The following is a 24,441-nucleotide window of genomic DNA, read 5'->3' on the forward strand; positions in this document are numbered from 1 at the left end:
TATCGCCGAGCTGCGCGCACTACGATTGATCAAACAGGGATGTTTTGTCCCGCTATTTCCGCATGCCGCGATGGGCTTCGCCGACGTTATCAATCGAGCGTTCGACTATCCGCACGTCGCAGTCCGCGTCGGAGGTCGCGAGGAGGAGTGCTTGCAGGCAGGCGGTGCGATCGTTCAAAGTCCTTCGAGATACCCTTCGCGCCTGAGAAGGTCCGACAGGCTGTGATCCTCCATCGCGTACACGCCGCGCGATGCGCGCCAGACCAATCCCTTCTCCTGCAAGGCGGCCAACGCTTGCTGGACATTCGCCGACGAGAGTTCGCCGTCGCCGGCTTCCCCCCCTAGCGCGACGCCATACTTTTCCATCGTTCGGGACTCGAACGGTGCGTACCTTCTGCCGGCCGCGGCTAAAACGCGTAGCACGGCCGACTGGATCGGCGTGAGGCTGTGGAACACCTCTAGAAAGTCATCGTTGGCTTGCGCGATCTGTTCCTCGACGAGCTGTGAGAAACGTCGTTCGACATCGCCGGGCTGAAGCGCGAGGTCGAACCGGAGCTGGTCGGCCGCGGCGCCGAGGATTTCAGGGCGATTCCCAGCCTCTCTGAAGAGAGGGGTGACGACTTCCGGAGAGAGCTTCGCGGGCAGCTCCGTGGTGTTATCGCAAAACCATTTCACGTAACCTTCATCGAGGGGCGGAAAATCGATCAGCGGAGCACCGAAGAATGCCTGGTCCTTGCTCGAGCGCAGCATCGCGAGCTTGTCCCGGTTCGACCCTGTGCAAACGACTCGCAGCCCGAAGTGCGCCGCGTTCAGTTCGTCGCGCGCGGCCTTGAGCGAAAACATCGCATCGTTGCCGGTCTGAGTCGTAATCGCCTGCTGCGCTTCGTCGATGATCAAGACGATCGGGCCGTTGGCGTCATCGGAAAGCGCGGCGAGCGCCTGCACGAGGGAGACGTCCTTTCCTAGACCGACCCGGTCGAGCGAGAGGTCGACGCTGCCAATCTTGGCGCCCGTGATACCCAGGCTCTTTGCGACCTTGGTTACCACGAATTCGCTTTTTGTCAGTTCGGTTCGAATGGCGGCGACGATTACCTCGCCAGGATCCGCTTTGCGGTCGGCCCACAGGTCGACGTAAATGACGCGAGCGCCAAGCGTTTCCAACGCCGGCGCAAAATCCGCCCGCATGAAAGTGGTCTTGCCCGTGCGTCTCGGTGCGGCTAGAAACAGGCCAGAGGATGAGGCCGATGTCGGAGAAATGTGCAGGACCTGTCGGGCCAAGCGCTCGGCAAGCGCCTTGCGATGAAAGATCTGCCCGCCATCGAAAAGTGGCGAAGTCGCCGCCATAGGAGCCTCCGCGTCGTGGTACGACCAATTATCGACGATTATAGTCAATTATAGATAATTATGTAGCGTGGCGGCTCTCGCCGGGTGAGCGGCCAACGGGCCGACCATTGTGCCTGGCGGTATGTGCAGCCATTGCTGAGCAGCCCTTGGATGCACCGGCCACCTCACAATCGTTTGACGATTCACACTGTTCGTACCCTTTCTCGTGCATAATGCCGCGCGGCTGAGCTGCTCAGTTGCGGTTGGCTCGGCCGTGGTTTGGTGACTTATACGAAAAGACCTATCACAGGGGTGCTACCTCCATGAAAAACGCTTCCAAAGTCAGTCTGTTAGCTGCGACGCTCTTTCTGGCGGCCGCTTCGGCCAGCGCGCAAACGTTTGCGACCGGCGATAGCCGGACGGTAACGGAGCCGACCTATCCGGTGGTTTGCCAGACACTCTACGCAAACTTCTCGAGCGCTCAACGTTCGTCGCCGCCGACCACCGACGACACGACGCGCGTGCAGAATGCGCTGAATCAATGCGCGGGGACGGGCCAGAGCGTCGTGCTCGCGGCTTCGGGCTCCAACGATGCGTTTTATACGGGCAGCCTGACGATCAGCGGCGCGGGCCTCGTCATCAGCTCGGGCACGACACTCTTCGGCAACAACTACGCGAGCAATGCCAACTTGCTGTCCTTCTCTGGGACTAACGCCTCGTTGATGGGACCGGGAACGGTTGACGGCCGCGGCGATCTCATTACGGGAACGCCGAGATTGGTGCAGGCAAGCAAGATTACCAACTTCATCGTCTACAACGTGACGCTCGCCCAAGCTGCGCATCCGAATCTGTACGTGGAAGGCGGTAACGGCTTTACTGCCTGGGGCGTAGCGATTCGCACGCCGGCGACGCGCAAGAACGCCGATGGCATCGACATCGACAGTCTCACCAACGCCACGGTGACCAATTCGGACATCGAGGCCGGCGACGACGGGATCGCCGTCAAGACCAATTCCGGAGACATCTCGAACGTGACAGTCTCCAACACCAAGTTGCACGGTACGCATGGTCTTTCCGTCGGCAGCATCGACAAAAACACCGTCTCGAACATTCTTTTCCAGAACAACTACGTGTATGGAAATGACTTGAGCGGGACTCCGTCGACCAATGCAAACGGCATCAACGTCAAGACCGGCCCATGCACGCTCACCGTGCAACAAGTGAGCTACGTCAACACGTGCATGATCAATGTAAAGCACCTGATCGTCATGGATACCAACTACAACACGTGCACGACTGGCGGCAGCCCGACGCTGTCGGACATCTTCGTCAATGGGGCTTATTCGACGGAGTCGGTATCGGGCGCTTATACGAAGATCGACGGGCGCAATTCGAGCTACCCGGTCAATGCCTATCTGGCTAATGTCAGCCTTGATGCCACCGCGCAAAACGGCGACCAGTACGCAAACGTCGGCTTGTACAACTCGAACGATGTTCCGTCGGGGACCGGCGTGACCACGTCGAGCTTCACGACGACCGGCAGCGTGCCGAGCTGCTCGTTCTGACGCCGTCGTCTTCACCAGCATAGTCATGCAGCGGGATCGATGGTCCCGCCTGCATGGCTCGGTAACGGGATATCCATGCTGATTCAGCGTCAAGCGGAAAAGGCCCGATACGGGCGACACGTCTGCGTCGTCGTTGCCGCGATCGTCGCCTTATCGATAGGTGTGCTCCATTTCAGGCGCGCGGAGCAGCAGCCGTTTGCGACGAGTCAGTCCCGTGCGCCGGTCGAAGGGGCCACGGCTTTCGGGCTCGGGAATTCGGCCGGCGCGACAGAGAGCGTTGCTCTGAGCGAACCAGGCTTGGCAGTCGGCGAAGGCCACCGGTTGATCGTAAATGGCGCATTGCTCGGTCTGATCGACTCGTTTCTGCTGGAGAACTCGGATGACGATCGCGCAGATCAATTGAGGCGCTATCTGAAAGGCAAACTACCGGCGCCGGCTTATGGTGAAGCGATGGAAATTGTCGAACGCTATCAGACCTATATGAAAGCGCATGACGATTTACTTGCGGCGCAAAACCTGGGGCATGGCCGCGACGTATCCGCTATCGATATCGACCGCATTGCAATTTGGCGCCAGCAGCGCGACCGTTTGCGCAGAAGCATACTCGGCGACGACGTCGTGCAAGCCTGGTATCAGAACGACGACGCGCAACTCGATCAGGTCCTGCAGGAGTGGCGGCAGCGCCTGGAAGATAGCGAAGGACCGCTGTCGCGGGCGCAGGCGCAGGCGCTGCGATATCCAGTCCCCCATTGGCACGACAAGCAAGCGGAGGAACATCATCGCCAGTACATGCTGCGCGTACTCGAAAAGGCGGTCACGAGCTTTGCCGATCGGCGGCGAGTGCGCGACGGGAGCTCGGTGCGGTAGCATCACTGAACTTGCTCGAGAGCGGGTCTCTGTGATGACGCCACGAAAACGCTACCTTGCCGCCTTATTGGTCATTCTTCTCATTGGCCTATGGCCCCTCATTTCGGTTTCGATCGCCGGGGCGGTGGCTGACGCCAACGGCTGCGGGCTCGACGAAGGGAGCATTCATCCTTGCGTCGTCCTCGGCCACGACTTCGGTGAACTGCTCTACACCATGGAGGTTCTAGGCTGGGCCGGCTTGGTGACGATGCCGATCGCCACGTTGCTTTTTTGGGTTTGGCTCTTGATGCTGGTTCTTCATCTAGTCAGAAGGAGGAAGCAGGCGGGGCGATAGCGGATTTGACGGCGGGTGACGCATCGCCCATCGCCCTCAACCCCGACGCTTCTTCGTCAACACGATCGTCTCGAACAGCGAGTATTCAGGCGTCGGCGTCTTGTCGGCGCCGACCGCATGGTAGTAGCTCATCGTGATCGTCGTCTTTCCGCCGGGCTCGCCTGGATCGTGATCGAACACGGCGATCCCATATGCACTTGCCGTATCGCGTCGCGCAGACCAAATGGCATCCTCGAAGGCGTCCGCCGGATTTCTAACATAAGTGTTCGGTGACGAGCCCGAAACGGGGCGGTTGGGTTTCGTGAAAACCTTCGCACGCGGCTTCCCGCTGGTCGGGTTCTCGGCATAGACGTCGGAGGGTGCGCTCGTGCCGCCGCCGCCGAGGATCAAATGAATCGTGCCGTGCGTTGTGTCGAAGGTCGAGGTGTTCGGATCCGCCGGCAGCACTGGGCGAGGCTGCAGCGTTTCCACCACTTCGCCAGTCACTGCATCGAAGCCTGAACGATGATTGCAGCCGCGTACCGGATAGCTTCGCTCGTAGTCGTGGTCATGCCCGCATAGCACGAGGTCCACGCCATAACGATCGAAAAGCGGCAGCCACGCTTCTCGAATGCCTTTGTCGCAGCCATTGCCGTTCTTGGCCGTGGTGAGGGAATCCTGGTGCATCTGCACGACGATCCAATCGATATCCTCGTCCGCTGCCGCTTTACGCAGCGTCTTTTCGAGCCAGCGCGTTTGCTCGCCATTGCTGTATCCGCGTACGTAGAACGACGTGCCAGGCTCGATGGGCTGCTTGCCGGTGGCCGGAGCGGGCACGAGCGGGTCGGGGCCCGCGACGAAGGCACCTGCATCCTGATAGACGACATCATCCGCATCGAGCGAAACGAACAACACGGAGCTCACGCGGAAGCTATACCAGCGTCCCGGAAACGCCGTACCGTTGTCCGGCAGCATGTAGCGCGTCAGATACGACTCGAAGCCTTGGGCCCCGTTGTTGAACTCGATCTCGTGGTTACCAGGGCACGGCATCCACGGCCGGTTCGCCGCCGACGCCTGATTGTTGTTGCCGAAGTCGCGCCAAACCTCCGGCTGATGTTGCGGGTTCAGGTTCGCGTAGCAAAGATCGCCGTTCAATAAATGAAAGAGCGGCGCGAATTGCTCGACGGCCTGTACGGCAAATCGGCTTTGCGGCGACGACAGGACCCATGCGGTGTTTGGTGTCGCGAGGTCGCCGTAGCTCGTCCAGCGAAACGGCGCTCGGCCGCGCGGAGCGGTCTGAAAGCTGGCGGTGAAGGGTGTGGCCGCATTGCTGTCGTTGTCGGCGCTCACAGCGTATTCGTAGCGAGTGCCGGGCTTCAGATAACGCACGCGGACGTGGTACGCGAAGACCGTCTCGCCGTTCAACCCGTCGGTGTAGATGCGCTGAATCGCGGGAATCGAGCGAGCTTTCGTCTCGTCTGCCCCGCGCACGCGCGCGCAGGGATTGATGGCTTGCGTAGCGGAAGCCCAGGAGATGACGACTTCCGTGCAAGGGTCGTCGCCCCACGTCAAGTGGACCTGCTCGGGAGTGCCATCCGGGCTCGCCGGACCGGCGTTGCTCGGTGACGGGAACGTCCCTGCCGCCGTCGCAAGTCCCGAAGCGCCCGCGAGCTTCAGAAAGTCGCGGCGGGAGAGGGTGTGGATGCAGTCGCCGAGCTGCTTGCCGAGATATTTCTCTTGCGCCATGTCGAGAATCCTCCGTTGGGAGGGATTCTCGCAAGCGTTCTTGTAACTGAGATGACAGTGCGCGCGCCGGCAACATTCTTGCGCCAACGGTTAGGCGCAGGCGCAAGAGCCAGCGGCTTGGTTCAGCTACTGGAAGACGACCGTGCGATCACCGTTCAAAAACACCCGCCGCTCAATGAAGGCCTTGACCGCGCGGGCGAGCGTGATGCACTCGACGTCTCGCCCAACCGCAAGCAGTTGCTCCGGCCGGTAAGCATGATCGACGCGCTCGACGACTTGCTCGATGATCGGCCCCTCGTCGAGATCGTCGGTCACGAAGTGCGCGGTTGCGCCGATCAGCTTCACGCCCCGGGCGTGCGCTTGATGATACGGTTTCGCGCCCTTGAAACCGGGAAGGAACGAATGGTGAATATTGATCGCGCGGTTAGCGAGCTTCGCGCTCGTCTCGGGCGACAGCACTTGCATGTAGCGGGCGAGGATCAGCAACTCCGCACCGCTCGACTCGAACAGGTCGAGCCACTTCGCTTCCTGCTGCGCCTTCGTCTCCGGCGTGATCGGGAAGTGGTGGAACGGCAAATCGTGCTGCTCGGCGAGGGCTCGGAAATCGGGGTGATTCGACACGATGCCGACGATTTCCATCTTCAGCTCGCCCATTCTCCAGCGGAAAAGCAGGTCCGCGAGGCAGTGCTCGAGCTTGGACACCATGATGAGCACCTTCGGACGCGCATTGACGTCGTGGATCGCCCACTGCATCTCGAAGCCGGCGGCGATTGGTTCGAATTCTTCGCGCAGCGCGTCGATGCTGAGCGCCGTGCCGTCGGTCGGATGGAACATACAGCGAACAAAAAAGCGGTTGCTCAAATCGTCGTCGAATACCGTCAACGCGTCGACGTAACAGTGATGCCGGTCCAGAAAGCCGACAACGGCCGCGACCTGCCCAGCGGCGCTCGGGCACGACAGCGTCAGGACGAATGGGTCGGGGCGTTGAGCAGTCATCTTGTTCCTCTGGTCTCGGTAGGCGGTATCGGGGCGCGCGCCCGCCGGGCGGAGCGCGATGCACAAGTTAATCAGCCCGGCTGAGGAACGGATAGAACCGACCCGTCGTATCGCAGGAACCAGGGCGCCAGGAGGCTACTTATCTTCCAGCAGAGTTTCCGCCGCGACATGCGGGTATCCCAAGTCGCGCGCCACGGCTTCGTGCGTGACGCTACCTTGGCAGACATTAAGCCCTCGGCGAAGGTGAATATCGTCGCGCATCGCATGCTTCCAACCCTTGTCCGCGAGGGCGATCGCGTGCCCGATCGTTGCGTTGTTCAATGCGAAAGTCGAAGTACGAGCTACGGCGCCGGGCATGTTGGCCACGCAGTAGTGCACGACACCGTCGACGAGATACACCGGCTGCGCGTGCGTGGTGGGGTGCGAAGTCTCGAAGCAGCCGCCTTGATCGATCGCCACGTCGACCATGACCGCACCCTTCTTCATGTGCGCCACGTGCTTTCGCGTGACGAGCTTAGGAGCGGCGGCGCCGGGGACGAGCACGCCGCCGATGACAACGTCTGCATCGAGCACGGCTTCTTCGATGCTGTGCGCGTTGGAATACGCGGTACTGATGCGATTGCCGAATACCAGATCCAATTGGCGCAGGCGATCGACGCTCTTATCGAGCACAGTCACGCGCGCCCCCAGCCCGATGGCCATCTGCAACGCGTTAGTGCCGACCACGCCGGCGCCGATGACCACGACATGCCCTGGCGAGACGCCCGGCACGCCGCCCAGCAGTACGCCGCGCCCACCGTGCGCGATCTCGAGATAGTGCGCGCCGGCCTGGACGGCCATGCGCCCAGCAACTTCGCTCATTGGCGCGAGTAGCGGTAAGCCACCGCTGGGACCCGTGATGGTCTCATAGGCGATGCACACGGCACACGAATCGACCAGGGCCTTGGTCTGCTCGGGGTCCGGTGCGAGGTGCAGATACGTGTAAAGGATCTGCTCGGGGCGCAGCATGCGGCATTCGTGGGGCTGCGGCTCCTTGACTTTGACGATCATGTCGGCGCGCGCGAAGACTTCCTCGGCTTGCGCGACGAGCTGTGCGCCGACGGAGCGGTATTGCTCGTCGCCGAGCCCGATTGCCGCGCCTGCGCCGGTCTGCACGAGCACCTCGTGTCCGCGCGAAGTCAACTCTCTTACGCTTGCGGGCGTAAGCCCAACGCGGTATTCATGATTCTTGATTTCCTTAGGCACGCCGACACGCATGGTTTGCTCCCAAAGTTACACACTCCCCAATCATCTGTGGAAAGCGCGCTTCCTATAGTCGGCGAACCCACCCATCTCGCTAACGAGACCGGTTCAGATCAACTCGAGCACGAAGTGCGCGGTCAGCGCGCCGCTTGTCACTAGCGTTGCTAACCAGCATAGCGCGCGCAGCGACCAGTGCATGCTCAAGTCGCCAATCGCCGCGCGTTTTGTGCTTAGCAGCAAAAGCAGAATGAGGACAGGGGCAACGGTCATACCGTTGAGCAAGGCGCTCCAATAAAGCAGCTTCACAAAATTAAATTGCAGCAAAGCGAGCGATACTCCGGACAATGCGCAAAGCGTTGTCAATCCTGCCTGTGTCAAGGCGATACGCCTGTCCCGTTGTTGTCCGCGCCGCCAACGGAACATGCTTGCCGCCGCATTGGCAGCGGAGCCAGTGAGCGGCGGCAAGGCCAGCAAGGCGGTCCCAATCAGAGCGAGGCCGAGGACGTGGGGTGCCGATCCGTGCAGCAGCGGCTCCAGCACACGGGCGACATCCTCGGCGGTGTCGAGCCTGCTCCCCGCTACATGGAGTGTCGCGGACGCCGCAAGCATGATGAAAAAGCCGACGGCGTTCGACAGTGCGGTTCGTACGAGCGTTTGCGCACGAACGCGGCGAAGATGGCGCTCGGTCCTGTCTTCATCGCCGCTCGAATCGTCCTTCGATCTTCCATCCGCGAGTTCTTCGATTTCCTGCTCAGCCTGCGTAAAGAGCAGATATGGACTGACCGTCGTGCCGAGCACGGCAAGCAAGATCGAGAAATATTCCTCAGTGAAGCTCACGCGAGGAATCAGTGTATGCCACGCTACCTCGCTCCACGGCACATGCAGCGTGAACAGGACGCCCACATAGCCGAACATCCCCAACGTCAGCCATTTGACCACGTTGGCATAGCGAGCGTAAGGGACTTTCCACTGAAGTGCGAGCGAGCCGGCGCCGAGCAACAACGTGAACAACGGCACGGATCCGTTCCACAACAAGCGAGCAGCGAACCCCATCGCCACCATATCGGCTGCGATATTGACGGTATTGGCAACCAGAAAGCGCGCAACGGCAATGTAGAACCAGAGCGGAGCGTAGTGCTCGCGCATGTTCGTCGTCAGCCCTTTGCCGGTGATCGCGGCCACACGCGATGAAACGAATTGCAAGGCCACCATCGATGGGTACGAAAGAACGCATACCCAGAGCATGTCGTAGCCGAGCTGCGTGCCCGCGAGCGAATACGTCACGATTCCGCCCGGATCGTTGTCTGCGCCGGCCGTTGCCAATCCTGGCCCAGCATCGGCAGCCCAGCTGTGAGCGACCCGGCCGCTCGCGGTCTTGTCGTTGCGGCGGGGTGACGGACTGCCTTTCCCGACGTTCGAATTCACTCGAGCCTGCCGATCGGAAGCTGGGATGATCGAAAGTCAATGCATGAATCGTTCCCCGCGTCAAAGAAGTCGCGAAGAGTCAATCGGTCCCAAAGGCGATCGTGGAAAGAAGAGCAAGTTCTGCCTGCCGGGAATCGAGGCGTGTGTGCTGTACGATCACGGGCACATCCGATTCCAGCACGGCGGAATACTCTGTTCCGGTTGGGATCCGTTCGGGATCGCTCAAGTCGTTGAAACGCATATGAAGCGTACGTCTTGCGGGTACCGTGAGCCGATACGGGCCTGCCGGATCGCGATCCCTGAAGAAAATCGTGACCTCGACGTGCGCGTCGCGCTCACCCGCGTTCAGGATGCACGCGGCCTCGTGGCTCTCGAGCTCGCGACTATCTCCTGTGCTATACGGCGGCAAATAGCCCTCGGCGATTGCCCATCTCCTCTTTCCGATCGCCTGCATGCCTGCTCCTTTTGAGCGCGGTCCGCGTTGTATCCCGCGCGACCACGGCGCTAATGCCGCAACCGCCGTGCCAAGCGGCAGGTGGTCACGACCATTCTGTCGCCATTTCCGCCAAAGGGCGCATGCTGCAGCGGCAGACGCACTCGCAGCGCATGCCGCATCGGGTGTACGCTGGTTGATTCGAAGCATCCGGTACTGATCGTCATGAGCCAGAACAGGATCGAATCGGAACCGCCTCGCGGCCGTACAGGCGACGCGCAAACGCGGCTGCTCGCGCTTATTCGTGAGTTGGCCGAGGAAACGCGCGGCGATAACCCCCTCTATAACGAGGTAACGCTCCATGCCCATCTCGAGCACGACCTCGGCTTTGACAGCTTGGCGCGCGCCGAACTGCTCGCGCGCATCGAACACGCTTTCGGCGTGCAACTGTCCGTCGATACGTTCGCCTCGGCTACGACAGCCGCCGAACTGCTGCTCGCGGTGACAGGCGAACCGTTGCGCGAAGCGGCAGCCTCCGCAGAGCCACTTTCCCCGGTGAGCGGGGTATCGCCGGACAAAGCCGCTGGCCGACTGGCTATTCCCCATCATGCGCGCACGCTCATGGAGGCTATGCACTGGCACGCAGACCGGCATCCCGAACGCACCCACATCGTGTTGATCGAGACCGATGGTGTCACCGAATCACGCATCGGATACGGGGAGTTGCGGGAGCGTGCCGCGCAGATGGCAGGCGGCCTGCGCACCGTTGGCATCGATCCCGGCGATACGGTCGCGCTGATGCTGCCGACGAACCTCGATTATTTCGTCGCATTCACTGCAATATTGCTCTGTGGCGCAATCGCGGTACCGATCTATCCGCCTCTTCGGAAAGGTCGGCTTGCCGAACATGTGGAGCGCCACACCGCGTTGCTCAACAATGCGCAAATCAAGGCGCTGGTCACTTTCGAGCAGGCCGAAACGGTCGCGCGACTGCTTAGGACGCACGTGCCGACGCTGCGCCACGTATTGACGCCTGAGCGGATAGTCCGATTGCCGATGGATACGCCCGTGGTGACCCGCGCCGAAGACATTGCGCTTCTGCAATACACGTCGGGCAGCACGGGTATGCCGAAAGGCGTCGTGCTCACTCACGCCAATCTGCTCGCTAGTATCCGCGCGATGGGCGAACGCGCGGCGGTAAACGCCGACGATGTGCTGGTCAGCTGGCTGCCTCTTTATCACGACATGGGCTTGATCGGTGCCTGGCTTGCGCCGCTTTATTTCGGCGTACCGCTCGTCGTCACTTCGCCGCTCACATTTCTCGCACATCCCGATGCATGGCTGCAGATGATCTCGCGCTATCGCGGCACCATCACCGCTGCGCCGAACTTTGCGTACGACCGATGCGCGCGGCATGTTTTGGACGCCATACTGCAAGATCTCGACCTGTCATCGCTACGCTTGTCCTTCTGCGGGGCAGAACCCGTGAGCGCGAACGTGATGCGTGCGTTTTCCGAAAGAATGAGCGTGGCGCGCTTCGACGCCCGTGCGCTGGCCCCCGTCTATGGGCTCGCCGAAAACACGCTGGCCGTAACGTTCCCTCCACCCGCGCGCGGACTATGGACCGATAAGGTGCTGCGATCGCAGTTCGTCGACGACGGCAGGGCAGCGCCATCACTCAACGGCGCCGATACTTTGGAAATCGTCTGCTGCGGCCCCGTGCTTCCCGGCTGCGAGATGCGGATCGCCGATAAGCACGGACGCGAACTCCCGGAGCGCCAAATCGGGCGTATCGAATTCCGAGGCAGGGCGGCCACACAGGGCTACTACCGCAACGCTGAAGCGACGGCTCAACTCATGGATGGCGAGTGGCTCGATAGCGGTGACCTCGGGTACGTAGCGAACGGCGAACTGTACGTCACCGGACGAGTGAAGGACATGATCATTCACGGCGGCCGGCACTTTTTTCCTTACGAGCTCGAAGATGCAATAGGCCGGCTGCCCGGCGCGATTGCGGGACGCGTTGCGGTATGCGGAGGCATCGATGCCGCACGAGGCACGGAACGTATCGTCATTTTCGCCGAAACGGCCGAGATGGACCCCGATGCCCGTGCGTGTCTCGTTGCGCAAATCAACGAGACGACCACCAAGTGTTTCGGAACGGCTGCGGGGAACGTCATGCTGCTCGACCGAGGCAGCATTCTCAAGACTCCGGCCGGTAAAATCCGCCGCAGCGCCATGCTCGAGCGATTCGAGCGATCGGAGAGCGAGGGCCGCGAGTTTCGGAAAATGAGTGCGCCCCATGCGCCATGGCGGCAAGTATCGGAAGTCGTGTTTGGCAGCATGAAGCCGTTTGTACGCCGGAGCCTCGACCGGGTACGACTCATCGCATACGGTTCTTGGTGCTGGGCGCTCGTAGCCGCGATTGCACCCGTGCTCTGGTGCCGAGTTGCCCTCGGCGCGGCTGCCGCGCGCAACTGGCATGTCACCGGGCGGGCCACACGCCTTTTCCTTTATCTCGCCGGGTTGCGCACCGAGGTTATAGGCGAAACGGAATCATTCCCCGCTTCCGCCGCCGCGATCGTCGCGGTCAACCATACGAGTTATCTCGACAGCGTCGTGCTGCATGCATTGCTGCCGCACCCGCTGCACTTTGTCGCGAAGCGGGAGTTGGCGCGGCAACCGTTTATCGGAGGCTTTCTGCGCAGACTCGGCGTGCGATTTGTCGAACGCGCGGACTATCGCGCTAGCGTCGAAGACGAAGAACGCATCGTCGCCGAGGCACGCGACGAAACGTTGCTGTTTTTTCCCGAAGGGACATTCCGGCGTGCGGCAGGGCTCGGTCCGTTTCACCTCGGGGCGTTTCGCGCGGCATGTCTTCTGGGGCGGCCCGTCGTACCCATTGCCTTGCGTGGCGTGCGAGCTGTATTGCGCGACGGCGACTGGCTGCCGCGCCGTGGCCATATCGTGATGACCGTGCTCGCGCCGATCAAACCGGAAGGGACCGACCTTCGCGCGATGGTGAAGCTGCGCGACCAAGTACGCGCTGCGATCCTCACGCATTGCGGTGAACCCGAGCTGATTGGGCCGGCAATGGGCATCGCACCATCGGGTATGGAGGCAGCAAGGCGGCCAGGGTCGCACAAGCGAGCTTGAATCGCCTTCGAATTTGACGGTCACCCGTGCCAGTCCGACAGCGACAAGGGCGATCTATGGCAGTTCTCCAGGTATTTCTCGACTCGCAAGGGTTCGAAGTCAATACGCACGGGTGCAGTTCTGTCAGCCTTTCATCGATTCGATCAGCCACCATTTGGGCCTGCTTGGCGATGGACGACGGCCGGATGAACGTGTCGTCAGCGAGACATGGCCGGTTACCAAAGGAAGCGCAAAAAGAGGTTCGGGTTCGGCGATAACATGCGCGCGAGATCGTTTCATGCTGCAATCCTAGTAATTTTATGAGGTCTGCCTTGTCATTAGTGGGTGTAGATTTAGTCTTGCATAACCACTAAGAGATGAGGTAGACATGGACACAACTTGAGACCGCTACATGGAAACGGGCATATCGCCCGACGCGGCCGCAGGCTCGCCTTTTCAAATCATCAGCGATGGTAATTGGTTGCGTTTTTTAATTTTTAGGAGGAAAAATGAATATTAAAAATCTGCAGGAGAAGCACGGAAATATGTCCACGCTTCCTGGAACCTATGATGCGCCCCAATTGGTTATTGATAAAGAACTCGATGACCAAGGCGTATCTATCAACATTTCTTTCGGCGGCGGAAGCGTTTCGGCCGGAAATATCATTTATGTGGGGGTAATCCAATCTGCAGATGGTTCGATTGAGGACCTGAGGGATTTGGACCTCCGGTCTGGTCAATCAACTTTCGAAGTAACACAGGAGATGCTGTCCCAGGCTCACTATACAATCAAGACAAAGGCGGGAGCCTTTTCCAGGGCGAAAGGAAATGGAATTAAAAATGGACGCGCGTTCATTGTGTGGGCAATTTTGGATATGAATTTCGAGGTAATCGGTTTTTCATTTAAAAATCCAATCTACCTCTCTTTGTAATGCGGCTCTCTTAAAGGCGGTTTCGTAAAGACTGCTGATTCCGCTGTAAGCTGTTCCAGCAGATCGAGCGGCAGCCGAGTTTAAGAAAAGCTTCATGGATGTCGGCGCGTCGCTCTCTAGCTCGCGCATCGTCATCGTGATCGTCCTAGTCGCGTTCATCGCCGGCGCTCCCAGATAGCTATCCGGCGATGAACCTACACAGAACACGACATTTCTATTTAGCGGAAAATCGATGGGACAGAAAAGTACTCAGAAATCAGCGCCTGGAACCCTGGTCCCATCAAGCGGCGCCCGAATTTCATGGCCAGTTTATGTCCCTTGGATGACTGAAATTGATCCTCCGTACGTCGTATGGTCACCAATGCTGTATGAAATCTCTCCGTAAGATTTTGGGGACAAAAATGTGTCGGGATCACTACCGGCGCGACACCGGTCAAACCGCCAAGTTCAGATCCCCGCGGGAAAGGAACCAAGTATGTAGCTGTCCGATCCCTTTCGCTTCGATGAAGCCGTGATCCTCGAATCGGAATGGCGGGCCGAGCCTGCGCCGAGTGGCGTCGGTCACTTGCACCCGTCCGGGCACGCCGTGCGATTCCATGCGGCTGGCGCGTAAGCCGTGGCCGGCGGCAGCCCGGTAGCTATGAATGTTGCTCATTGCGGCGCTCGTCTGTTGGAACGATAAAGGTCAGTTCGGGCAAGTTAACGCAAATGCCGCTTGGTCCGTCTTTTCCTTCGAACTTTTAGGCGGTTCGTGGATTTTGGACGCAGAGAATGGACAGTGATATGCCAGCGTTGCACCCCAATGCGTATCCGATAGGGCGGCGCAGCGGGAGGCCACTTGCGCCTGGTTCAGCGTCGTGCGGTTCGGGAGCCGGGTTAACCGTATCAATCTGTAGCAAAAGGACGATCAACCCTTGATGAGAATGCGCCATCTGCGCGTGCCGGTAAGGTGAACTGAAAGACCGCGCCGCGAGGCACGCTTGCACTCGACGACAATCTGCCCCCGTGTGCTTCCACGATCGAGCGACAAATGGACAGTCCCATGCCCATTCCGCCGGCCTTGGTCGTAAAGAACGGCTCGTAGAGGCGGTCGACGTTCCCCGATGCCACACCCGGCCCCGAATCGCGCACCGTGACAAGGACGCCGGTCTGCTCGTGTTGGCTTGTGCCAATGAGGAGTTCTCGCGGTCCGTCATCAGCGGCGCTCATTGCTTCGATGGCATTGATGATCAAGTTCAGCACGACCTGCTGGAGCTGAACGCGGTCGCCGTCGATGAGCGGCAAGTCCTCCTCAAGCTGCGTCCGGACAGAGACGTTGTTCTTCTCGGCCTCGCCGCGCGTCATGGCAATGACCTCACGAATCGCCTCGTTGAGTTGCAGCGTCTCCGTGCACGTCGGCGCATTTTTGACGAGGCCACGAATACGATTCATGACTTCGCCGGCGCGCGTTGCGTCTTTGACGATGTGGGCAAACGCCTGCCGGGCTTCCTCCAGATTGGGTGGCTGCGCGCTCAGCCAACGTAGGCCTGCCGCTGCATTGGTGGCGGCCGCGCCGATCGGTTGCTTGACTTCATGAGCGATTGAGGCTGCGAGCTGCCCCATGGTCGTGACACGGTTCGCATGCGCAAGCGCCATCTCCACCTCACGATATCGCCGTTCGCTATCGCGCGCTTCGGCTTCGGCCCGCTTGCGGTCGGTCAGGTCAAGCACGAACGCGACGCCTTGGTGCCGGCTTTCTTCGAAGCTCGCCACACCGATCAACACGGGCACGCGGCTGCCATCCTTCCTTAAGTACTCCTTCTCGAACGGTTGCACAGTCCCCGTTGCCTGGAGCTCCGGGATCCAGCGTTGCCTGTCCAAATCGAGCCAGTCGGGCGGCGTCAGTTTCGTCCAACGCAAACGACCGTTGACGAGATCGTTGCGGTCGTAGCCGACGGTGGTCAAGAACGCGTCATTGGCCTCGAGAATCTGCCCCTCGAGATCCCATATGAAGATTCCGACAATATTGGCGTCGACAAGGCGCCGGATCTTCGCTTCACGTTCTGCGAGCTCGCGATACAAGCCCGCGTTCTCCAGCGTAACCGCGGCCTGCGAGGCAAGCAGCTTCAGCATCGCGATCCTGGCCGGTGCAAAAACGCCTGGAGCCAGGTTGTTCTCGAGATACAGTGCGCCGATGAGTCTCGCCCGGCTGATCAAGGGCACGCACAGAATCGAGCGAACTTGACGAACACTGATGTATGGATCCGTCGCAAACGAAGCGTCTGCGGCTGCATCACGGACAATGACGCTCTCCCCGGTACGCAACACTTGGTGGAGAATCGTCTGCGGCAACGCCTGCGCAGCCGCGGGCTCGTCGCAAAGTTCCACGACGACTGCGTCGGGACACGTCGTCGCTCGTGCCTCGATCCGCGGCTCGGCGCCACTCGACATAACCAGCAGTCCGTTCTCAGCACCCGCCTGTTCGATGGCGGTGCGCATGAGCGTGTGGAGCAGCTTGTCCAGGACAATTTCGCCTGAAACGGCCTGCGACACCTTGATCACGGTCCCAAGGTCGAGGCGATCGACCGGCGTCCCGATTGTACTCGTCGCATCGGGCAGAGATTCTTCCTTCTCGAGTTGCGGATAAGCTTCTTCGAGTTGTCGCACCTTGCCGTCGGCTCCCCAGCGCAGATAGCAGTACCGGGCGTTGCGCAGGTACGCATGTGCAATGATCTCGAAGCCTCGCGCGGCATGGAACCGCGCTGCAAGCTCGCTGGCGAGCGCCTCGTTGTTGGGAAAGTCGTTTGCGCGAGCCGAGCGGATTGCTTGCTCGTAGAGTCGTTCGGCGTCAAGCTCGCGCCCTTCGAGGCGGGCAATTTCCGCGTGCACGAGGGCCGCCCGATGCTCGAAGTTCTCCGGACAGTTCTCCGCCCACACGGCAAGCTTTCCGTGGTGAGCGGCGAGGGACGCCAAGTGTTGCTGCCGCTCGGCGGCTGTTGCGTCCTCGCAGCATGCGGCCGCGGAGAGTGCGGCGTAGAAGTGGTACTCCGCTTCCTCGTAAAACGTTTCGGATGTCCAGAGCAGCTGTTGCGCCCTCGACGAGGCATCCATGGCAGCCGCATAGTCGCCGGCAAGATAGCGCCCCTGCAGTTTCCGAATCCAGTACCAACATTCGGCGATCGCCAACGCCCGATTGCCAGATAGGTGCTGCTCGAACCGGTGCTCCTCGAACTGTCCGTCATCGAAGCACCCGAATTTTGATGTCAGGCCGCGAAGCGTCCGGATCAGTGCAAGCTGCGTCGTGATGATGTCAATCACGAGGCCATATTGCGCGCTTTCCGCAAACGCGAGGCCATGTTCAGCTTCGCGTTGCACTTCGACGAGCGGATTACCCGCGAAGAGGAGATCCGTGTTCAGATTGTTGCACGCGTAGGCTGCATACTGGACGTCGCCTATCTTGTTTGCGGCTTCGAAAGCGCGGCGCAACAGGTCTCGGCAGAAGCGCACATGTTTCGTCCAGCGCATCACAAAAGCGGCGAAGCACAAATAGGTGCTCGCCTCGAAGCGCTTCAAGCCACGTCGTTCGACGAGTTCATAGCCGAGCTCGCCGAATCGAAACCCCGTGTCGTAGTTGCCGAAATACGGTCCCGCGATTTTGCCAAGCATGACATAGGCGAAGCACGACGCATCGCAGTTGCCCCGCTCGAGACTCAGATTGACCGCTCTGCAGACGGTAACGGCAACCAGGTTCGCATCCGTAAAAACAGCTGGTGGCAACACCTTATTCAGAACACCGACGGTTGCGAGCGACTCGGGATCGCTCATGAGCGGCAATTCGATGAGGCTCTCGATCGATCGGCTCCCAAGTCGGGACCAGATTTGCTCATACTCGCGCCGCGCCTCTTCCTGTGTCGGATGAGGTGACAAATCGATACCCACATGCCGCAGGTAGTCGAGCGCAACGGCAACGGCTCGATCGCTGCGATCGAGGGTCGTGCACACGTCCATCTGCACGCATGCGACGCTCGCGCGCTCGACTGTATTGGTCGCCCGATCGGAGAGCGCAGTTAAGCGCTCGTCCGCGGCCACGAGCTCGCCGGTCAGGAACTCGCATTCCGCGCGTTCCAGCTCCAGCGCGAAGATAAGGTTGCGTTGGCGCTGCCAGCCATCGTCGCCCAGTAGCGCCGTGCCCACGACGAGGTGCTTGAGCGCCGAGACGTAGGCCGTTGAAGATTTGGCACGCCGGCCTGCGGTCAAATTGAACACAGCGAGCCGTTCGCGCTCCTCACACGAAGTGATCAAGCAGACGGCGCGGTTCAGTTGACTGACGATCTCGAAGATCGACTCCTCGCGCTTCTCGAGAGGCGTCAGCGCAGCGAGCAGTCGTCCTATTCGAAGGTGCGCCTCGCTGCGCAGTTCCTCCGGAATCAGCGAATAGGCGGCTTCCTGAACGCGATCGTGGATGAACCGGTAAGCGCTCGCGAGGCGCTCGACCAATTCCTGATGGACAGCTGGCAATAGCACCGCGTGAACTTCTTTGTCGGTAGTCCCGAGAACGATCGAAAGTGTGCCGATCTCGGCGATGTTTCCAAGACAGGCCAGCTGCTGCAACGCTCGTTGCGTCTCGGCTGGCAGACGGCTCAACTTCGCGACCACGAGCTCGACGATGTTATCGGTGTACCCTTTCGCGTGAATCCGGTCGAGGTTCCAGGACCAGCGCGCCGCACCATGCTCGAAGGCGAGCATTCCCTCATCGGCCAGCGAAGACACGAACTGAATGGCGAAAAACGGATTGCCACCGGTTTTCGCGTGCACCAGTTGTGCGAGCGGCGCGGCGCGCGCCGACTCGCAGCGAAGCGTATCCGCGACCAGTTGCCCGACATCCGCCTCGCCAAGTGGCGCAAGCGTGATTTCGAGCACCTTCCCGCCAGCGGTCTTGATGGCTTCCAGCCTGCGCGTGAGCGGGTGCTCCGGGGTGACTTCGTTATTGCGATAGGCGCCGATCAACAAGAGGTGCTGCAGATCGGACTGGGTCAGCAGAGCCTCGAGCAGATCGAGTGTCGCTGCGTCGAGCCATTGCAAGTCATCGAGAAAGAGCGCAAGAGGATGCTCCGGGCGGGCGAACACACCGATGAAGCGTCGGAATACGAGCTGGAAACGTCGATGTGCGTCCTGGGAACGAAGCTCGGGAACCGGTGGCTGGTCTCCGATGATGAGCTTCAGCTCCGGGACGACATCGACCATGAGTTGCCCGTTCGGGCCGAGCGCCTCGAGCAGGGCGTCGCGCCAACCACGAAGCTCGGCGTCGCTCATGCCGAGAAGCGGCCGCACGAGACTTTGAAAGGCCTGAGCAAGCGTCGAATACGGGATGTCGCGCTTGTATTGATCGAACTTGCCCGCGGCGAAGAGCCCACGCAACGGCGCCAATACCTTATGCAGCTCGTTGACGACCGAGGACTTGCCAATCCCCGAATAGCCGGACACGAGCACGAGCTCCGGAGTCCCATTTTTGGCGACGCGATCGAACGCGGCGAGCAGGGCCTCGACCTCGCGGGCTCGTCCGTACAGCTTCTCCGGAATCAATAACCGGTCGGGCATATCCTGTTGACCCACCGGGAAGTTCTCGATGCAACCGCGGGCTTCCCATTCGGCCAGGCAGCGCCGCAAATCGCGCTCGACGCCGACCGCAGTCTGGTAGCGCTCCTCGGCCGTCTTCGCGAGCAGTTTCATGACGATGGCCGAGATCGCCGCCGGGAGATTTTCTAACCGCTCGCTCGGCGGCACCGGCTTTCTAGCGATATGGCAGTGCACCCACTCCATGGGGTCTGTTGCTGCGAATGGCAGGGAGCCCGTGAGCATCAAATACAGCGTGACGCCGAGCGCATACAGATCGCTGCGGGCGTCGATCGAGCGGTTCATGCGGCCTGTTTGCTCGGGCGCCATGTAGGCGAGGGTGCCGGCGATGGTCCCGGGTGGTTCCGGCGCCTGTCGCTCGCGGGGCAGGCGCGATGCGATGCCGAACCCCGTCAGCCGGGTCTTCCCGTCCGCACAGTTCACGAGAATGTTGCCTGGCTTGAGGTCCTTATGGACAAGGCCGCGCTGGTGCGCCTTGCCGAGCGCGGTGACGACGCTGATGGCGAGGCGCAGGAAGTGCCCCGTTTCCATAGGCGCCCCGATGAGCCGGGTGAGCGGCTCGCCGCCCGCGTCTTCGAGCAAGAGCAGCGTACGACCGCCTTCGTGCACGATTTCCAGCGGCCGCACCGCCCATTCGCTGTCCAACTCGTTTCTCAAGGCGTATTCGTGCGCGAGACGGTCGAGACTGGCAGGCGTAGGATGCTCGGCGGCGGGCCCCATCGCCAGCGCCGAGGCGTAAGTGCCGTCGGCATTTCGGCGGCGTATCCGGTAGCAGATACGTTCGCCGTCGTCCCACAAAAACCGGGAGCTTCCAATCTCAGGCGCGGCGAACCAAGAAGACTGGGTCAAACTTCTCGCCTCCACGTCGAGCCTATTGGCCGCTGTCTGGCCGAGCGGCTGCTTCGCGTCGCGTCGGGTGGGCAGGCCGTTCTGCAACTTAGTCTGCCACAGATGCTGGCGGCCTGATGATGCGAGTTTTCGCGTGACTTGATCGGATTTGGGGAACGCTACCTAATGGGGTGGAGGCAGGACGGAGCGAGCTCCGACATCATTAGGAGTGCTTACATCAGCGAAGCGGTCGTGTCCTTGCTGAAGGGCTGTACCGTCTAGGCGAGGCCCGTGTGCGTATTAGCAGCATTGCCGCATCTCCGATTCTTCCGCCTCCGTGAACGGGCGCTGTCCAGCTCGCGCATCGTCATTGTTATCCGTTCTGTCGCAGCCATCGAAGCCTCCGGCGCCGGAATCGGCTGCCGGCGCAGCTTACGCTGCGCCCAAAAGCGGACAGTATAACTTAGCCGCTACAACCAGTCCTGTTGATAATTTAGATTATGTCAACTTCGTGCGATTCCGTAATGTGCGTCGGAGCGCGTGAGCAACTGCGTCTGGGGCTGAAGCTTCGTGTTCCTTCGCCTGTCGGCTGACGTTGCGTGACGGCCGCTCTGCTTCTGCGCGCCGCAGCGCATCATGCAGGCTTATTCGGGCTTCGGTGAGATACGAATCCTGGACCGTGTTCTTCGGCTCGGCGGCAACCCATACGTCCGCCGGTACATCGCGATAAACGCACTGTCGCTGGCGTAGCCGACCATGTGCGCAACGGTTGTGACTGATACGCCCTCAGCCAGTCGCGTCTGCGCGATCAACAGGCGACATTGTGTACGCCACTGCGAGAACGTCATGCCCGTTTCGCGTACAAAGGCACGTGCGAGGGTTCGTTCGCTGGCGCCAACCTGAACGCCCCAGTCGCCCAGCGACAAAGGTAACGCGGGATCGTCGAGGAGCGCCTGTGCGATTGTCCGCAGCCGCTTCTCGCGAGGCATCGGCAGATGGAGGGGAGCCGACTTTGCTGCAGCGAGTTCGTCGAGCAAAGTTGCGATCAGACGATGTTGTGCGGGCGTTAGTGCCTGATCGGACGACCATCCGGTAACGCTGAGAATCAGCTCGCGCAACAGCGCACTGATTTCCAAAATCGCAGGCGACCCGGGCAAGTCCGGGTAGGTCTCGACATCGAAATAGAGACTGCGGTACGAGAACCGACCGTGCATGGTGGTCCTGTGAAGACATCCAGCGGGCAGCCAGACCGCTTGTGAGGGTGCCAGTTGTCCGATGCGATCGGCGGTATGCAAGGTGACGGCGCCTTCGGCCTGATAGAGCAACTGGGTTCGCCTGTGCGTGTGCCAGCCCGATTCGTGTTTGCGGCTGTCAATCGCGAGGCCGACCACCGGACAGACTGCTGTATCAGGATCGATGGCCTCGTCGGGCCTGTAGCGCGGCATGTCTGTCCTGCGATGTTTTCTGTCTGAACGGCGTGATTATGACCCGTTCGAGCTGAGTATGCTACGGCTCTCGCTCACGAGGGCATCATGAAACTCACCGACATCCGCATCGGCGACGGTAGCGATCTGCCGCCGAAATGGCTGGTCATCGCCTGGCTCGCATTGCCGCAAATCGCGGAAACCATACTGGCCCCTGCTCTGCCGGACCTCGCCCGTGTCTGGCAACTTGACCCGGCTCATACGCAATGGGTCATGGGGATATTTTTTCTCGGCTTCTCGGCAGGCGTACTGCTTTGGGGGCACGTCTCCGATCGATTTGGGCGACGTCCGGCGCTGCTGCTCGGCCTGACACTGGCGCTTGTCGGCACGATCGCGGCAACCGTCGGGTCCACTTACGGACTACTTTTGCTTGGGCGTTTCGTCCAGGCGGTTGGTATGGCGACGTGTTCAGTCACCACCCAGACGATCCTGCGCGACCGACTTGGCGGAGCAGCGCTGACCCGGTACTTCGTAACGCTTGGCATGGTGTTGTCCTGGTCGCCGGCAGTCGGGCCACTGGCCGGACAGATCGTGTCCGACTGGCAGGGCTATCAGGGCGTGCTCAGCGTTATCGCCGCATTGGCGTTAATTCTTGCTCTTTGCGGCGTGGGTTACCTGACCGAAACGCGACCGCCGAAAGCCGCGAACGTGCCGATGAAGAGCCTTGCGGTTCGAATGATGACCGATCGTTCCCTGTGGAGTGCAGCCATACTTGTCGCGGGTCTCAACGCACTTGTGTTCTCCTTCTACGCCGCAGGTCCATTCATGGTCGGCCATCTGCCTGGCCTGGGCTTTGGCTGGATCGGGCTCGCAGTCGCACTGGCCGGCAGTCTGGGGGCAGCCTGCAATCGTCGACTTTCCGACTCCGTACTGCCGGACCGGCGAGTACGCTACGGGCTGCTTAGCGTACTCGCCGGCGTCACCGGTCAACTGCTTTTCGTATTGGCATCGGGGCATGCTGGCGTATTTTGGGCCATCGCGGCGCTCCCAGTCTTTGCGGGATTCGGCCTCGCGATTCCCAACATTCTCGCGCCCGCCCTGCGCAACTATGGCGCTTGCCTTGGGCGCGCCGGTGCGCTCTTCGGCGTGACCTATTACCTGCTGCTTGGCGGGGCGATTGTCGCGACGGCAGCACTACCCTTTCATACGCCTGTACCGCTTTGCGTGTTCTGGTCGATCGTTGCGGTAGGCATGCTTATGGTCCACTGTCGAACGGTCGTGGTGTCCGGGGTGGCTTCAGAATGCGCAAAAAAATCGTAAGCCAGGCGAGGTTATCGCGTCACCGGCGTCTGTTATCTTTCGCCGTCAGCCTTCCCCTTGAGGTCCGAATGCTCCCAAAGCCACTTCGAATGCTGCTCGCCCCCGCGCTGGCCGCGATCGCTGTTCTTGTGACCGCACCTTCGGCCCGCGCCTGCGACATACCGGAGGCTGTCCAAACCATCGATCCCCCCGGCTACTATGACGACGCCTCGGGTTACGCGGAGGCGGTCAAGCCGATGCGCAACTTTGTCTCGCGTCTCAATACGGCGGCAGGCAAAGGCGACTGGTCGTGTGCGTTGAGCCTGCTGGACAGCTGGGCGCGGTCCGACGCATTGATGGGTCACATTTCCGGATATCAGGGCTATTACGAGCGCTCTTGGGCAGGAACGGACTTCGCAATGGTGATCCTGCATATGCCTCAAGGCTTTCGTGACGAGAATAAAGCGCGCTTCGCCGCGATCGGTCCATGGCTTCAACGAATCGCTATTGCGACGCGTGATGCCGAAGCGATCAACCATCTGCACAACAACCTCGTCTACTGGGCGGGCCTCAATCTGATCGCGATCGGTACAGCGACAGGCAACTCGAGCCTTTTCGATTCCGGCCTCATGCGTATTCGCGAGGGCATCCGCGACATCGAGCCCGACGGCGCGCTCGCACGCGAGGTGAAGCGTGGCAATCGGGCGCTGCACTATCACACCTTCGCACTGATTCCATTGGTGTTCGCTGCGGAATTGGCGCGCAGCCGCAATATCGATCTGTATCGGGAGAATGATGGTGCGATCGGCCGTCTCGCCAATCTTGTGATCGACGCAGTAGACGACCCTGAGAGTTTCACGAAGATCACGCCGATCAAACAGGATCTCTTTCCGTGGACGTTCCGCGATGAGCTGTGCTGGATCGAGCCCTACTATGCGCGGTTCAGGGACAGCCGTCTGCCGGCCCTCATCGCGCCACGCAGACCGTTCGACGAATGGCGCCTTGGTGGAAACGTCACGGCATTCTGGGGCGCGCCTCTTCCGTAGGTGTCAGCCGGCCGGCCGCTACGCTGGGGGCACGTGGTGACTCACCTCACTGAGGACCGGTCGGGATTGCGAATTGTGCGCTGCAGAGCATAAGCAGGAATCCGGGCCGCCCCTCACTCGTCAACGGTGAAATCCGAGTTCGTCTCCAGCCACATAGCATTCACGACGGCGAACGCGAGCGCCAGGCCGATACCGAGAATCCAGGTGAAGTACCACATACATCTCTCCTTGTTACCCACGGTTCGATTGAGGCC

At 60.7% G+C, this 24,441-nt stretch carries 18 protein-coding genes; 7 read left to right on the top strand and 11 right to left on the bottom strand.

Going from position 1 to position 24,441, the window contains the following annotated elements; translation table 11 throughout:
* Positions 1–174 precede the first annotated feature (174 nt).
* Positions 175–1,344 carry an ATPase gene (locus C9I57_RS13310; protein WP_107151153.1) on the bottom strand — a complete coding sequence of 390 codons (1,170 nt, stop codon included), beginning with the start codon at positions 1,342–1,344 and terminating at the stop codon, positions 175–177.
* Positions 1,345–1,646: 302 nt separating this feature from the next.
* Here C9I57_RS13310 and C9I57_RS13315 point away from each other — a divergent pair, with 302 nt between their 5' ends.
* From C9I57_RS13315 to C9I57_RS13325, 3 genes are all read left to right on the top strand, one after another.
* A complete protein-coding gene (locus tag C9I57_RS13315) occupies positions 1,647–2,888 on the top strand; it encodes a glycosyl hydrolase family 28 protein (RefSeq protein ID WP_107151154.1) in 1,242 nt (413 codons plus the stop codon).
* A gap of 75 nt (positions 2,889–2,963) precedes the next feature.
* Complete coding sequence (locus C9I57_RS13320) at positions 2,964–3,755, top strand: hypothetical protein (RefSeq protein ID WP_258187625.1); 792 nt, start codon at positions 2,964–2,966, stop codon at positions 3,753–3,755.
* A 34-nt stretch (positions 3,756–3,789) separates the two neighbouring features.
* Positions 3,790–4,089, top strand: coding sequence for a hypothetical protein (locus tag C9I57_RS13325; RefSeq protein WP_107151155.1), 300 nt, complete (start codon positions 3,790–3,792; stop codon positions 4,087–4,089).
* Positions 4,090–4,125: 36 nt separating this feature from the next.
* Here the strand turns inward: C9I57_RS13325 and C9I57_RS13330 are convergent, their stop codons facing one another.
* The 5 genes from C9I57_RS13330 to C9I57_RS13350 all read right to left on the bottom strand — a co-directional run bounded on the left by C9I57_RS13330 (position 4,126) and on the right by C9I57_RS13350 (position 9,931).
* Positions 4,126–5,814 (bottom strand): fibronectin type III domain-containing protein, encoded by a 1,689-nt coding sequence (locus tag C9I57_RS13330; RefSeq protein WP_107151156.1) that lies wholly within the window; start codon positions 5,812–5,814, stop codon positions 4,126–4,128.
* A 126-nt stretch (positions 5,815–5,940) separates the two neighbouring features.
* Positions 5,941–6,810 (bottom strand): formyltetrahydrofolate deformylase, encoded by an 870-nt coding sequence (gene purU, locus C9I57_RS13335; RefSeq protein ID WP_107151157.1) that lies wholly within the window; start codon positions 6,808–6,810, stop codon positions 5,941–5,943.
* 135 nt (positions 6,811–6,945) lie between these two features.
* Positions 6,946–8,067, bottom strand: coding sequence for an alanine dehydrogenase (gene ald / locus C9I57_RS13340; protein WP_107151158.1), 1,122 nt, complete (start codon positions 8,065–8,067; stop codon positions 6,946–6,948).
* A 93-nt stretch (positions 8,068–8,160) separates the two neighbouring features.
* A complete protein-coding gene (locus C9I57_RS13345; protein ID WP_107151159.1) occupies positions 8,161–9,477 on the bottom strand; it encodes an NRAMP family divalent metal transporter in 1,317 nt (438 codons plus the stop codon).
* A 79-nt stretch (positions 9,478–9,556) separates the two neighbouring features.
* Positions 9,557–9,931, bottom strand: a complete 375-nt coding sequence (locus tag C9I57_RS13350) for a sensory rhodopsin transducer (RefSeq protein ID WP_107151160.1) — start codon at positions 9,929–9,931, stop codon at positions 9,557–9,559.
* A gap of 204 nt (positions 9,932–10,135) precedes the next feature.
* Here C9I57_RS13350 and C9I57_RS13355 point away from each other — a divergent pair, with 204 nt between their 5' ends.
* The gene (locus tag C9I57_RS13355) at positions 10,136–13,066 is read left to right on the top strand and encodes an AMP-binding protein (RefSeq protein WP_107151161.1); all 2,931 of its coding nucleotides are present in this window, start codon (positions 10,136–10,138) and stop codon (positions 13,064–13,066) included.
* A 123-nt stretch (positions 13,067–13,189) separates the two neighbouring features.
* Here the strand turns inward: C9I57_RS13355 and C9I57_RS32745 are convergent, their stop codons facing one another.
* Positions 13,190–13,345 (bottom strand): hypothetical protein, encoded by a 156-nt coding sequence (locus tag C9I57_RS32745; protein ID WP_181321826.1) that lies wholly within the window; start codon positions 13,343–13,345, stop codon positions 13,190–13,192.
* 209 nt (positions 13,346–13,554) lie between these two features.
* On the opposite strand from C9I57_RS32745, the gene C9I57_RS13360 reads away from it, so the two are divergent.
* Positions 13,555–13,977 carry a hypothetical protein gene (locus C9I57_RS13360; RefSeq protein ID WP_107151162.1) on the top strand — a complete coding sequence of 141 codons (423 nt, stop codon included), beginning with the start codon at positions 13,555–13,557 and terminating at the stop codon, positions 13,975–13,977.
* Between the two features lie 433 nt (positions 13,978–14,410).
* Here the strand turns inward: C9I57_RS13360 and C9I57_RS13365 are convergent, their stop codons facing one another.
* From C9I57_RS13365 to C9I57_RS13375, 3 genes are all read right to left on the bottom strand, one after another.
* Positions 14,411–14,632, bottom strand: coding sequence for an adenylate/guanylate cyclase domain-containing protein (locus C9I57_RS13365; RefSeq protein WP_107151163.1), 222 nt, complete (start codon positions 14,630–14,632; stop codon positions 14,411–14,413).
* A gap of 230 nt (positions 14,633–14,862) precedes the next feature.
* On the bottom strand, positions 14,863–20,439 hold the full coding sequence (locus C9I57_RS13370; RefSeq protein ID WP_258187627.1) for a trifunctional serine/threonine-protein kinase/ATP-binding protein/sensor histidine kinase: 5,577 nt from the start codon (positions 20,437–20,439) through the stop codon (positions 14,863–14,865).
* A gap of 623 nt (positions 20,440–21,062) precedes the next feature.
* A complete protein-coding gene (locus C9I57_RS13375) occupies positions 21,063–21,863 on the bottom strand; it encodes an AraC family transcriptional regulator (protein WP_107151165.1) in 801 nt (266 codons plus the stop codon).
* A gap of 87 nt (positions 21,864–21,950) precedes the next feature.
* On the opposite strand from C9I57_RS13375, the gene C9I57_RS13380 reads away from it, so the two are divergent.
* Positions 21,951–23,162 (top strand): multidrug effflux MFS transporter, encoded by a 1,212-nt coding sequence (locus C9I57_RS13380; RefSeq protein ID WP_107151166.1) that lies wholly within the window; start codon positions 21,951–21,953, stop codon positions 23,160–23,162.
* 89 nt (positions 23,163–23,251) lie between these two features.
* Positions 23,252–24,187, top strand: coding sequence for a mannuronate-specific alginate lyase (locus C9I57_RS13385; RefSeq protein WP_107151167.1), 936 nt, complete (start codon positions 23,252–23,254; stop codon positions 24,185–24,187).
* 113 nt (positions 24,188–24,300) lie between these two features.
* On the opposite strand, the gene cydX is transcribed toward C9I57_RS13385, so the two are convergent.
* The gene (gene cydX, locus C9I57_RS13390) at positions 24,301–24,405 is read right to left on the bottom strand and encodes a cytochrome bd-I oxidase subunit CydX (RefSeq protein WP_107151168.1); all 105 of its coding nucleotides are present in this window, start codon (positions 24,403–24,405) and stop codon (positions 24,301–24,303) included.
* Between the last annotated feature and the right edge of the window lie 36 nt (positions 24,406–24,441).

The sequence above is a fragment of the Trinickia symbiotica genome (assembly GCF_003028655.1).
In the GTDB taxonomy this organism is placed as follows: Bacteria; Pseudomonadota; Gammaproteobacteria; order Burkholderiales; family Burkholderiaceae; genus Trinickia; species Trinickia symbiotica_A.

Bases quoted from the DNA above. Each gene is read 5' to 3' on its own strand.
- C9I57_RS13385 (WP_107151167.1), top strand. From the start codon at position 23,252: ATGCTGCTCGCCCCCGCGCTGGCCGCGATCGCTGTTCTTGTGACCGCA.
- C9I57_RS13380 (WP_107151166.1), top strand. From the start codon at position 21,951: ATGAAACTCACCGACATCCGCATCGGCGACGGTAGCGATCTGCCGCCG.
- C9I57_RS13350 (WP_107151160.1), bottom strand. From the start codon at position 9,931: ATGCAGGCGATCGGAAAGAGGAGATGGGCAATCGCCGAGGGCTATTTG.
- ald (WP_107151158.1), bottom strand. From the start codon at position 8,067: ATGCGTGTCGGCGTGCCTAAGGAAATCAAGAATCATGAATACCGCGTT.
- C9I57_RS13330 (WP_107151156.1), bottom strand. From the start codon at position 5,814: ATGGCGCAAGAGAAATATCTCGGCAAGCAGCTCGGCGACTGCATCCAC.
- C9I57_RS13355 (WP_107151161.1), top strand. From the start codon at position 10,136: ATGAGCCAGAACAGGATCGAATCGGAACCGCCTCGCGGCCGTACAGGC.
- C9I57_RS13375 (WP_107151165.1), bottom strand. From the start codon at position 21,863: ATGCCGCGCTACAGGCCCGACGAGGCCATCGATCCTGATACAGCAGTC.
- C9I57_RS13320 (WP_258187625.1), top strand. From the start codon at position 2,964: ATGCTGATTCAGCGTCAAGCGGAAAAGGCCCGATACGGGCGACACGTC.
- C9I57_RS13360 (WP_107151162.1), top strand. From the start codon at position 13,555: ATGAATATTAAAAATCTGCAGGAGAAGCACGGAAATATGTCCACGCTT.
- purU (WP_107151157.1), bottom strand. From the start codon at position 6,810: ATGACTGCTCAACGCCCCGACCCATTCGTCCTGACGCTGTCGTGCCCG.
- C9I57_RS13325 (WP_107151155.1), top strand. From the start codon at position 3,790: ATGACGCCACGAAAACGCTACCTTGCCGCCTTATTGGTCATTCTTCTC.
- C9I57_RS13365 (WP_107151163.1), bottom strand. From the start codon at position 14,632: ATGAGCAACATTCATAGCTACCGGGCTGCCGCCGGCCACGGCTTACGC.
- C9I57_RS32745 (WP_181321826.1), bottom strand. From the start codon at position 13,345: ATGAAACGATCTCGCGCGCATGTTATCGCCGAACCCGAACCTCTTTTT.
- cydX (WP_107151168.1), bottom strand. From the start codon at position 24,405: ATGTGGTACTTCACCTGGATTCTCGGTATCGGCCTGGCGCTCGCGTTC.
- C9I57_RS13310 (WP_107151153.1), bottom strand. From the start codon at position 1,344: ATGGCGGCGACTTCGCCACTTTTCGATGGCGGGCAGATCTTTCATCGC.
- C9I57_RS13315 (WP_107151154.1), top strand. From the start codon at position 1,647: ATGAAAAACGCTTCCAAAGTCAGTCTGTTAGCTGCGACGCTCTTTCTG.